This is a genomic window from Shinella sp. R2-11, from assembly GCF_055330205.1.
The window spans coordinates 297500-308555 of the sequence record NZ_JBVAPC010000003.1; the positions used below are offsets into that span (position 1 = coordinate 297500).

The 11056-nt window shown below is 67.3% G+C and carries 9 protein-coding genes; 2 read left to right on the top strand and 7 right to left on the bottom strand.

The features are described from left to right. Positions 1-30 precede the first annotated feature (30 nt). The gene (locus tag ACZ1A1_RS09815; protein WP_463619756.1) at positions 31-2031 is read left to right on the top strand and encodes a CocE/NonD family hydrolase; all 2001 of its coding nucleotides are present in this window, start codon (positions 31-33) and stop codon (positions 2029-2031) included. Between the two features lie 12 nt (positions 2032-2043). Here ACZ1A1_RS09815 and ACZ1A1_RS09820 read toward each other — a convergent pair whose 3' ends face one another. From ACZ1A1_RS09820 to ACZ1A1_RS09830, 3 genes are read right to left on the bottom strand one after another with little or no spacing between them, the layout of a single operon-like run. Further along, the gene (locus ACZ1A1_RS09820; protein ID WP_463619757.1) at positions 2044-5232 is read right to left on the bottom strand and encodes an error-prone DNA polymerase; all 3189 of its coding nucleotides are present in this window, start codon (positions 5230-5232) and stop codon (positions 2044-2046) included. Next, on the bottom strand, positions 5229-6752 hold the full coding sequence (locus ACZ1A1_RS09825) for a DUF6504 family protein (protein ID WP_415213477.1): 1524 nt from the start codon (positions 6750-6752) through the stop codon (positions 5229-5231). The genes ACZ1A1_RS09820 and ACZ1A1_RS09825 overlap by 4 nt, the downstream gene beginning before the upstream one ends. Next, positions 6667-7425, bottom strand: a complete 759-nt coding sequence (locus tag ACZ1A1_RS09830) for an ImuA family protein (protein WP_415213476.1) — start codon at positions 7423-7425, stop codon at positions 6667-6669. The genes ACZ1A1_RS09825 and ACZ1A1_RS09830 overlap by 86 nt, the downstream gene beginning before the upstream one ends. A gap of 170 nt (positions 7426-7595) precedes the next feature. Here ACZ1A1_RS09830 and ACZ1A1_RS09835 point away from each other — a divergent pair, with 170 nt between their 5' ends. Then, the gene (locus tag ACZ1A1_RS09835; RefSeq protein WP_119255786.1) at positions 7596-7901 is read left to right on the top strand and encodes a hypothetical protein; all 306 of its coding nucleotides are present in this window, start codon (positions 7596-7598) and stop codon (positions 7899-7901) included. A 56-nt stretch (positions 7902-7957) separates the two neighbouring features. Here the strand turns inward: ACZ1A1_RS09835 and ACZ1A1_RS09840 are convergent, their stop codons facing one another. The 4 genes from ACZ1A1_RS09840 to ACZ1A1_RS09855 all read right to left on the bottom strand — a co-directional run bounded on the left by ACZ1A1_RS09840 (position 7958) and on the right by ACZ1A1_RS09855 (position 11022). Beyond that, entirely contained in the window at positions 7958-8281 is a 324-nt protein-coding gene (locus ACZ1A1_RS09840; protein WP_463619758.1) for a hypothetical protein, read from the bottom strand. A 75-nt stretch (positions 8282-8356) separates the two neighbouring features. Then, positions 8357-9376, bottom strand: a complete 1020-nt coding sequence (locus ACZ1A1_RS09845) for a GlxA family transcriptional regulator (protein WP_313195451.1) — start codon at positions 9374-9376, stop codon at positions 8357-8359. 112 nt (positions 9377-9488) lie between these two features. Then, positions 9489-10388 (bottom strand): SMP-30/gluconolactonase/LRE family protein, encoded by a 900-nt coding sequence (locus ACZ1A1_RS09850; protein WP_463619759.1) that lies wholly within the window; start codon positions 10386-10388, stop codon positions 9489-9491. 52 nt (positions 10389-10440) lie between these two features. Beyond that, positions 10441-11022, bottom strand: a complete 582-nt coding sequence (locus tag ACZ1A1_RS09855; protein WP_463619760.1) for a TetR family transcriptional regulator — start codon at positions 11020-11022, stop codon at positions 10441-10443. Between the last annotated feature and the right edge of the window lie 34 nt (positions 11023-11056).

Below are 11056 nucleotides of genomic sequence, written 5' to 3' on the forward strand. Positions count from 1 at the left end.
GTCATAAAGACCGGCGGAAAAGGATTTCTCATGACGTCTCGCGCCTTCACCACCATCGAAAACGAATGGATCACGCTTGCCGATGGCACGCGGCTCGCCGCGCGCATCTGGATGCCGGAAGGCGCGGAGGCCGATCCCGTTCCCGCCGTCTTCGAGTTCCTGCCCTATCGCAAGGGCGATGGAACGAGCCCGCGCGACGAATCGACCTATCCCGTCTTCGCCGCGGCCGGCATTGCGGGCGTGCGCGTCGATATCCGCGGCTCGGGCGAATCCGACGGCGTCATCGACGGCGAATATACGCCGATGGAGCTTGCCAATGCCTGCGAATTGATCGCCTGGATCGCCGCGCAGCCCTGGTCGAACGGGTCCGTCGGCATGATGGGCATTTCCTGGGGCGGCTTCAACTGCCTGCAGGTCGCGGCCTTGAAGCCGCCGGCATTGAAGGCGGTCATCTCCATCGCCTCCACCGTCGACCGTTACAACGACGACATCCATTACAAGAACGGCACGCACCTTTCCGCCCAGCTTTCCTGGGCCGCGACCATGCTGGCCTACCAGTCGCGCTCGCCCGATCCTCAGATCGTCGGCGCGCGCTGGCGGGACATGTGGATGGAACGGCTGGAGAACGAGCCCTTCTTCCTGGAGGAATGGCTGCAGCACCAGCGCCGCGACGCCTTCTGGGAGCACGGCTCCATCTGCGAGGACTTCGCCGGCTTTCCCGTCCCCGCCCTCGTCATCGCCGGCTGGGCGGACGGCTACCGCAGCACGCCGCTGAAGGCGGTCGAGGGGATCGGCGAAAAGGCCAAGGCACTGATCGGACCGTGGGTCCACAAATATCCGCACTTCGCCTGGCCGAAGCCCCGCATGGATTTCCACGCCGAGGCCATCGCGTGGTGGAACCGCTGGCTGCGCGGCGAGGAGAACGGCGCGGAAGACATCCCGCAGGTGCGCGCCTATATCCAGGACGCTCCCCGCCCGGCACTGCGCCGCGATTTCGATCCCGGCTTCTGGATCGCCAAGGATCGCTGGGAGACGCCGGACATGGCGGAATTCCATGTCGGCCGACATGGCGCGCTCATGCCCGGCCAGCCGGTGGCCGGCGCCCCGGCCGACGACCGCTTCCTGAAATCGCCGCTCGACACCGGCATCATGGCCGGCGAGTGGTTCACGCTGAAGCCCGATGCGGAAATGGCGCTCGACCAGCGGCTCGACGATACGGGCTCCCTCGTCGTCGAGACCTTACCGCTTGCCGAAGCGCAGGATTTCCTCGGCCAGCCGGTGCTGGAGCTGGAGGTGGCGACGCAGGTCGAGGTCGTCAATCTCTGCGCCCGCCTCGTCGATATCCACCCCGACGGGACGGCGACGCGCGTCACCTTCGGCGTCATCAACCTTGCCCATCGCAACGGCAATGCGGAACCCTATGCCATGCCCAAGGGCCGGAAGGTGCGCATCCGCCTCGTGCTCGACGCGATGGGCTACCGCTTCCGCGCGGGGCACCGCATCCGCCTGTCGCTCTCGACCTCCTACTGGCCGATGGTGCTGCCGCCGCCGGTCGATGCCGGCGTGACGCTCGACCTTGCCTCGCTCGGCCTTGCCTTGCCGAAGCTCGGCGAGCACCGGGTCGTCTCCCTTCCCGAGCCGGAAAATCCTAATCCCCTGCCCACCTATATCGAACTCTCCCCGCCGGAGACCGCGCGGGGCGTCGAGCGGGACCTGACGAACGGCCTCACGGAATATTCGATCTACGAGGATACCGGCCTCTACGAGCATCCCGGCACGGGGCTTGCGACGCGCCAGGTGCGCGACGAACTGTGGTCGATTGCCGGGAACGATCCGCTCTCGATGACCGGAACCGCGGTCTGGACCTGCGACATGCAGCGGCCCGGCTGGTTCGTGCGCACCGTCTCGACCGCCACCATCGCCTGCACGGCGCGCGACTGGGTGATCTCGGCCCATGTCCGCGCCTTCGAGGGCGAGGCGCAGATCTTCGAGAAGTCATTCGGAACGGCGATCCCGCGCGACTTCATGTGATGCTTTAACCAATCAGTGGAAGTCGCGGGATTTGACGCGGATCGTTTCCCGCCGATCTGCCTCCTCCAGCTTTTGGTCGATGCCGCGGCGGCCGACGGTGGAGAAATCGGCGGACAGGTCGATGAGCTGCTGCGCGACGATGTGCACCACCTCGCCCTCCCGCTGGACATAGCCCCTGACGCCGATCATCGGCGCGCCCATGACGATGGGCCTGTAGGCGAGGAAGATCTTGCGCCAGACGACGAGGTTGGCGATGCCCGTCTCGTCCTCGATGGTCACGAAGATGACGCCCTTGGCCGAGCCCGGCCGCTGCCGCACCAGCACGATGCCGGCGGTCTCGACCTTCTGGCGGTCCTTCAGATCGATCGCCTGCGCGCAGGTGAGGAAGCGGCGGCGCGAAAGGTTTTCGCGCAGGAAGCCCACCGGATGGGCGCGGAGCGTCAGGCCGACATGGCCGTAATCCTGCACGACCTCTCCCCCCGCCGCCATCGGGCGGAGCGCCACGGCCGGCTCCTCGATCTCGGCAACGAGCGCCGCCTCACGCTCGGCCGCCGCGGTGAAGAGCGGCAGAGGCTCGCCCCTGAGGCTGCGGATCGCCCAGAGCGCGTCGCGGCGCGAAAGGCCGAGCGACGGCCGGAAGGCATCCGCCTCGGCAAGCCGGACCAGCACATCGGTGGCAAGCCCCGCGCGGCGCCAGAAATCGTCGATCGAGGCGAAGGGCTCGTCCTGCCGGCCGTTGATCAGGTCGCCCGCCTCCGTGTTCTTCAGCCCCTTCACCATCCGCAGCCCGAGACGCACGGCAAAGCGGCCCGTCTCCTCCGTCGGCTCCAGCGTGCAGTCCCACCGGCTTTGATTGATGCAGACCGGCCGCACCTCCACCCCATGATCGCGCGCATCGCGCACGATCTGCGCGGGCGCATAGAACCCCATCGGCTGGGAATTGAGCAGCGCCGCGCAGAAGACATCCGGGTGATGGCACTTCACCCAGGCGGAGGCATAGGCGACGATGGCGAAGCTGTAGGCATGGCTTTCCGGGAAGCCGTAGGAGCCGAAGCCTTCGAGCTGGCGGCACATGCGCTCGGCAAATTCCGGGGCATAGCCGTTTTCGACCATGCCGTCGCGCAACTCGTCCCGGAACTTGTCCACGCCGCCCGTCTGCTTGAACGTGGCCATCGCCCGCCGCAACTGATCGGCCCGGCCCGGCTCGAAGCCGGCGCATTCGATGGCCACCTGCATGGCCTGTTCCTGAAAGAGCGGCACACCGAGCGTTCGCTTCAGCACCATTTCGAAAGCGGGCTTGGGATATTCGACATCCTCCAGCCCCTGCCGCCGCCGCAGATAGGGATGCACCATGTTGCCCTGGATCGGCCCCGGCCGCACGATGGCCACCTGGATGACGATATCATAGAACTCCTTCGGCCGGAGGCGCGGCAGCATGGACATCTGCGCGCGGCTCTCGATCTGGAAGGTGCCGATCGTGTCGGCCTTCGAGATCATCGCATAGGTTGCCTCGTCCTCCCGGGAGATGGTGGCGAACGTGTGGGTCTCGCCCTTGTGCTCCTTCAGGAAATCGAAGGCGCGGCGCATGCAGGTGAGCATGCCGAGCGCCAGCACGTCGACCTTCATGAAATTCAAATATTCGATATCGTCCTTGTCCCATTCGATCACCTGCCGGTCGTCCATCGCCGCCGGCTCGATGGGCACGAGGTCGTCCAGCCGGTCGCGCGTCAGAACGAAGCCGCCCGGATGCTGCGAGAGGTGGCGGGGCCGGTCGATCAGTTGCCGGGCGAGCTCGAACAGCAGCTTCATGCGGCGGTCGTCCACATTGAGGCCGGCCGAGCCCGCATGGGTTTGCGGAATGTCGTTGGACCAGCCCCAGACCTGCGAGGACAGTGATTTCAGCACATCCTCGGGCAGGCCCAGCGCCCGCCCCACATCGCGCATGGCCGCCCTTGAGCGATAGCGGATGACGGTGGCGCAGAGGGCGGAACGGTCCGTTCCATAGGTATCGTATATCCACTGGATCACCTCCTCCCGGCGCTCGTGCTCGAAGTCCACGTCGATGTCGGGCGGCTCGCCGCGCTGCTCGGAAACGAACCGTTCGAAGAGCAGGCCGTTCACCGTCGGCTCGATGGAGGTGATGCCGAGAACGAAGCAGACGGCGCTGTTGGCGGCCGAGCCGCGCCCCTGGCAGAGGATGCCGATCGAGCGGGCATGCCGAACTATGGAATTCACCGTCAGGAAATAGGGCGCGTAGTTCATCTTCTGGATCAAGCCCAGCTCTTTCAGAAGCTTTTTATGAACAATTTCCGGTATCCCGTTGGGGTAAAAGATATTTGCACCTTCCCAAGTATATTTCTCCAGCGCCTCCTGCGGCGTGAGGTCCGCATATTCCTTCTCGTCGGGATATTGGTATTTCAACTCGTCCAGCGAGAAGCGGCAGCGCTCCACGATCTCCAGCGTGCGGCGCAGGGCCTCCGGGTAGCGGGCGAAGAGACGGTGCATTTCCTGCGGCGGCTTCAGGTAGCGGTCGGCATGTCGCTCGCGCAGGAAGCCCGCATTGTCGATGACGACGTTGTGACGGATGCAGGTCATGATGTCCTGCAACATGCGGCGGCCGGGCTCGTGGTAGAGCACGTCGTTGGTGACGACGGTGGGCACGCGGTACCGTGCTGCGAGGTTGGACAGTTCGAAGAGGCGGAGCTGGTCGTTCGGCCGGCGGCGGAGCGTCAGGGCGAGATAGCAGCGGTCGCGGAAGGTCTCGGCAAGGCGGCGAAGCTGGAAGGCGGCGGTATCGTCCGCCTCGTCAGGCATCAGCACGGCAAGAAGCCCCTCGTTCCATTCCACGACATCGGCCCAGTCGATATGGCACTTGCCCTTGCCCGCCCGCTTCTTGCCGAGGGTGAGCAGGCGGCAGAGACGGGCATAGGCATCGCGGTCAGTGGGATAGACGAGCAGCGACATGCCGTCGGCAAGGTCCAGCCGGCAGCCGACGACGAGACGGACCTGGGGCATGTCCGATGGCAGCTCCTTCGCCGCCCTGTGGGCCTGCACGACGCCGGCAAGGCTGTTGCGGTCCACCACGGCGAGAGCATCGATGCCGAGGGCGCTCGCCTGCGCGAACAATTCCGCCGCGCTGCTCGCCCCGCGCAGGAACGAGAAATGGGAGGTGACCTGAAGCTCGGCGTAACGCGGTTTCATGCGAAGATTCCGTGCAGAAACCAGCGCCCGGCGCCGTTCGCGGCCTCGGCCTCGTCGCCCGAGCGGAAGAGCCAGAACCGCTCGCCGGCCTCGTCCTCCACCTGGAAATAGTCGCGCACGGCGGCAAGCTCGGCGTCGCGCTTCCACCATTCGCCGAAGATGCGCTCCGGCCCGTCGGCGTGCTTGACGCGCCGGCGCATGCCGCGCCAGGTGAAGAAGGCGGGCGGGTGGTCGGGCAGGAGCGCCACGACCTCGACGGGCTCCGGCCGCGCCAGGAGACGGGCGGGGCGCGGCCAGTTCCCCTGCCATGTGGCCCCGCTGTCGGGGGCAAGCGGGGCGATGCGCTGGACGGAGCGTTCCGGCACGTCGCTTTCGACCGGCGCGATGCGGTAGAGGCGGCGCGCGCCGATGCGGTTGGCGATCACGTCGACGAGCCCGGCAAGGTCCGCCCTCTCCTCCTCGACCAGAGAGGAAACGGCCTGTTGCAGGACGAGCGGTTCGGCAAGCGTGGCGGTCAGGTCTAGGATCTCGATGCCGAAGCCCGGATCGATCGTCTCGATCCGGTCGCAGAGGAGCCGGACGAGCCGCTTCTCCTCCCGCACCGCCCGGGCCGTGCCGACGCGGATCGCCTGAAGGGAGGCATCGACGCGGTGGAAGACGAGGTCGAGCCGCCGCGCGCCGAGCCCGCGCTTTTCCAGCGCAAGGCAGAGATCCTGCACGAGGGCGGCCGTATAGCGCGCGATGGTCTCCGGCGCGCCGATCGGCTCGCCGAAGACCTTGCGGACGGTCACGAGCTCGGGATCGCGCAGCGGATCGACAGGCTCCGAGACGATGCCCTGCACCTGGTCGAGCCGGCGGCCGAGGAGCGCCCCGAAACGCAGGACGAGCGGCGCGCGCGGCACGGCCAGCACATCGCCGATGCTGGCAAAGCCGAGGACATGCAAGCCCGTCACGGTTTCCGGCGGAATGCGCAGGCCCTGGAGCGGCAACGGCGACACGGCCCCACTCGCCGCGCCGGGCGACACGACGCGAACGGGATCGGCCATAAAGCGTGCCACGGCATAGGCCGCGCCCCAGCTGTCGGCCACCGCGGCACGGGCAGCGATGCCCGAGGCGGCAAGGCGGTTGACGAGGCCCGTCAGCATGCGCTCCTCGCCGCCATGCAGGTGGTCGGCGCCGGTCGTGTCGATGACGAGGCCATCCGGCGGATCCGGCGCGACGATGGGCGCGTAGTGCTGCAAGGCCCAGAGGGAAAGGCGGGCGAGCGCCACGGCATCGGCCGCGGGATCGGCCGGCATGGTCAGGATGTCGGGCAGCAGGGCATGCGCCTTGGTCAGCGGCATGCCGACGCGCAGGCCCGCCTCTTCCGCCGGGCGGCTCACCGCCGTCACGATCCGGCGCGGACCATCCCGCCCGACGAGAACGAGCCGCCGGTCAGGCGGAGGCGCCGAGGCGCCAAGCGCCCGTCTCAGGCGATCGATCGGCCAGCCGGGAAGAAAAAGCGATACGACCCTCGGCATCGGATGCCTCCACTTCGAACTTCGCCGCCTCGCCGGCCCGGCAACGGGTCAGCTCCAGCAGCCATCGGGCCCGGCCGATGCCGGGCACGGCAAGCGGCACGGACGGCCGCATGGAAACCCGCCAGCGCGTCACGGCGGCGGAAGGCAGCGCGAAGGCATCGGTGCCCCTTCCCTGCCGGAAGCGGCGCAAGGCGATGCCGAGCGTGCCGCCGGCTTCCGCGGCAAGCTGCAGGCGACGCGAGGCGGTCATCGACAGCCGCGCGACCTCCGCCACCACCGCGCCGAGCCCGCCATGGCGCAGCCCCTCCTCGAAACAGAGGAGCAGGCTCTTCTCGTCGCCGGCCTCCACATAGAGGACGCGGCCGGGGGCAAGTCCCGCCTGCGCCAGCGCCGGGGCGAAGAGGTCCGGCCGTGTCAGGCACCAGAGCACCTGGCCTTTCGTGCGCGCGGCGATGCCGGCGGCAAAGAGCATGGCGGCCGCCCCTTCCACGGCGTCGTTGCCGCCGCCGCAGACCTCGTGCAGGCTGGCGAGCGCCAGCCCGCCGCCGGGCAGCCGGTCATCGATCTCCGGCACGCCGAAGGGCAGAACCGCCCGGTCGCGCAAGGCGCGGCCGTCGAACTGCCGGATGCGGTCGCGCAGGTCTGCGACAACGGCATGGACGGAGGCGGACATGGCTTTGCGGCTCCTCTGACGGATAATCGTTCTCTATTTGTTCTCTATCTCCGAAAGAGTCAACCGGCCTTTCCGGCCGGAAAGATCACAGATTGAATCATCGGCGGGAACCAACTGGCACGGCGGAAGTTTCTCCTCCCGCCATTCCCACCAATGCAGGAGACATGCCCATGGCTGACGAAAAGAGCACCGGCAAGCGCACGCTCGGCGTCGTTGAAGGTCGCGACACCATTTCGGAGGAAGCGAAGACCGCCGCCGCGGAGGCCGCGGTCAGCGAGCAGATCGAGGCGCTGAAGGCGGAGATCAGCCGGCTGAAGGAATCCGCAGGCCTGATCGCCGAAGGTACGGGGCAGCTTGCGGTCGCCAAGGCGGAATCGCTGCGCGAGGACCTGCGCCAGACCATTCAGGCCAATCCGATCGCCGCCCTCGCCGGCGCCGCCCTCATCGGCTATCTCTGCGGCCTGCGCCACCGGTAGGCGATCTTTCCCGATACCATGAAAAAAGCCCGGCATTGCCGGGCTTTCTTATATGTTCAGAACCAGCGCTGGCGGCGCGGCGATTCGCTTTCGAGGGACCCGAGCAGATAGCCGAGCACGATGCCGGCCAGCCCCGCGCCCAGCACGAGCGTGGAAAGGGCGGCGGGATGCTCCCGCGCGGTCTGCGCGACGGCCGCGCCTTCGTTGCGCACGTATTTCGTCGCGGAGCGGACGGCGGGACGGGCGGCCTCCATGGCGCTGCCGGCGCGCTCGCGCACGGTTTCATAGGCCTCGGCCCCCCGCTCGCCGAGATCCTTCTGAAGCTGGGCGATCTCGTCACGCAGGGCGGAAATCTGGGATTGGACGTCATTGCTTGCCATTGCGGTCTCCTTGTCAGCAATCCAGACCGAACGAATGGCGCGCGGCTTGGTTCCCGGCCGCGGGGAGAATTGCGCTCAGCCCGCCTGGCGGCGACCGTCGCGGCGGATCTGCGAGGGCGTGTCGCCGAAGGCGGCGCGGAAGCGCCGGGTGAAGTGCGACAGGCTCTCGAAGCCGGTCTCCAGCGCGATCTCGATCAGCGGCTTGTTGGTGCGCACCACCATGTTGAAGGCGGCCGCCATGCGGATCTTCATGTAGATCGCGCTCGGCGAGGCGCCCATGTCGCTCTCGAACAGCCGCTCGAGCTGGCGGCGCGAGACATTCGTCATCGTGGCGATGCTGTCGATGGACAGGAGGTCCTCGGTGTGCTGCTCCATCATCATGATGGCGAGATGCACGCGCCGGTCGCGGGCCTCCAGGCCCAGCGGATTGCGCGGCTGGATGTCCGTGGCGTCGCGCCGGTGGCGAATCTGCAGGATTTCCAGCGCATTGCGCTCGGCCGCCTCGCCGACGTGATGGCGCACGAGCGTTGCCGCAAGGTCCGCGACGCTGCTGCCGCCGGCACAGGTCGCCACCTTGCCGTCGAAGCGGAAGATCTGCTCCGACGTCGCATCGATATCGGGATAGCGGGCGCGGAAATCGCGATGATGCAGCCAGCTCACGCAGGCCGTATGCCCCTTGAGCAGGCCCGCCTCGGCAAGGATGAAGCTGCCCGTACAGAGCCCGATCAGGCCGACGCCGGCATTGGCCGCCTTGCGCAGATAGGTCGTCGCATAGCTGTCGATCGGCTCCTCCACGCTGAGGAGACCGCCGACGACGGCGATATAGTCGAAACAGGAAGGATCGGCGAAGGGCGCGGTCGGCGCGACCTGGATGCCGCTGGAGGAGGAAATGAAATTGCGCGTGCTGCTGAGCACGTCCCAGTCGCAGTTGACGCGGCGGGAGCGGTCCTCGCTGTCGCTGGCAAGCCGCAGCGTATCGACGAACAGCGCGAAGGCAGAGAGCGTGAAGCTCTTCGACAGGATGAAGCCGACGCGCAGCGCCTTCGGGGCCGACGCGGCATTCATCTCCTTCGACGTCCGAACCTCAACCGCCATCCAGCTCTCCCAACCGTTTCGCCGGAGAATATCGTCACCGGCAAGGCCCTCGCAAGAGCCATAGCAGATTTCCCGGGCCCTCTCCATTCCCTGCCCGCGCTTTATGGAAGGATCAGGGCCGGCGGGCGCCCCGGACGGCCAGCGACACCGCATAGAGCGAGGTGGTGGCGGTGATGAAGAGGCGGTGGCCGCCCCGCCCGCCGAAGCAGATGTTGGACACGGTCTCCGGCACGAGGATCCGGCCGAGGCGCTGGCCGTCCGGCGCGATGCAGTGCACGCCGTCGCCGGCGGAGGACCAGAGATTGCCGTTCTCGTCCACGCGCATGCCGTCCGCGCAGCCGGGCGAAATGGTGTGGAAGACCTCGCCGCCCGTCAGGCTCCAGTTGCCGGCAACGTCGAAGGCGCGGATATGGCGCGGATCGTCCGTGTGGACGCGGCCGGTATCGGCGACATAGAGGCGCCTTTCATCCGGGCTGAAGGCAAGGCCGTTGGGGCAATTGAAGTCGGTGAGCATCGCCCGGACATGGCCGGAATGCGGATCGACGCGGTAGACGTGGCAGGCAAGCTCCTGCTCGCTGCGCGTGCCCTCGTAATCGGAAGCAATGCCGTAATGCGGATCGGTGAACCAGATCGCCCCGTCCGAGGTCACGACCACGTCGTTCGGCGAATTCAGCGACTTGCCCTCATAGCTGTCGGCGATCACGGTGATCGCGCCGTCGTGCTCGGTGCGGGTCACGCGGCGCGTGCCGTGCTCGCAGGTCACGAGCCGCCCTTCCCGGTCGCGCGTGTTGCCGTTGGAGAAATTCGACGGCTCGCGGAACGTCGTGATCCCGAGCGCGGGGCTCCAGCGCAGCATGCGGTTGTTGGGAATATCCGAGAACAGCAGGCAATCGTGATCGCCGAACCAGACGGGCCCCTCCGTCCAGTCGAACCCTCCGGCGAGCTTCTTCAGCGGGGCATTGCCCAGCACGAAACTCGAAAACACTGCCTCTTCCGCCTCGAAAAACGACATCCATCCCTCCTCTGCCATGAGGAAGCTTTCTAACGGCTATGGCAGCGCCCGCCTAGCCCGGGATCGACAATCCGCCCGGAAGAGCGCGCTCTACCCAGTTCTCCAGGGCTTCGCGGATCGCCTCTCCCGCCGGCTGCGAACGCGTGAAGGCCCACCAGACAAGCGCGCCCTGCCAGACGCTCGCCATCTCCCAGCCGAGGCGCCTTCCTTCCCCGGCGTCACTGGAAAGGCGCCGGCCGAGCGCTTCCGCCACCCGGTTGCCCCATGTCGCGCCCCGGCGGCGAAGCGTGGGGTTGCGAATGTCTTCGCGCAGCAGGAGCAGGCCGTCGGTCGCGTCCCGTTCGGCATTTTCGGTGGGCATCAGCCGCAGGAGGAAGCCAATGGCGCCCGCCGGCGTCGGTGCTGCCGTGGCATCCGCGGCTTCGGTCTCCGCATCCAGCCGGTCCCAGGCGCGCAGCAGCGTCGCCTCCAGCAGCGCTTCGCGGTCGCCGTAGCGCTGCACGAGCGTTGCCGGCGAGAGACCGGCCGCCTTGGCCGCACGGGCGAAGGTGAGGTCGGCCGGCCCCGTCTCCCGCAGGGTTTCCAGGATGGTGTCGAGCACCGTTTCGTCGGGGATTGTCTTCTGCCTCGCCATGGCCATATATAAATGTACGTTTATTTATTAATCA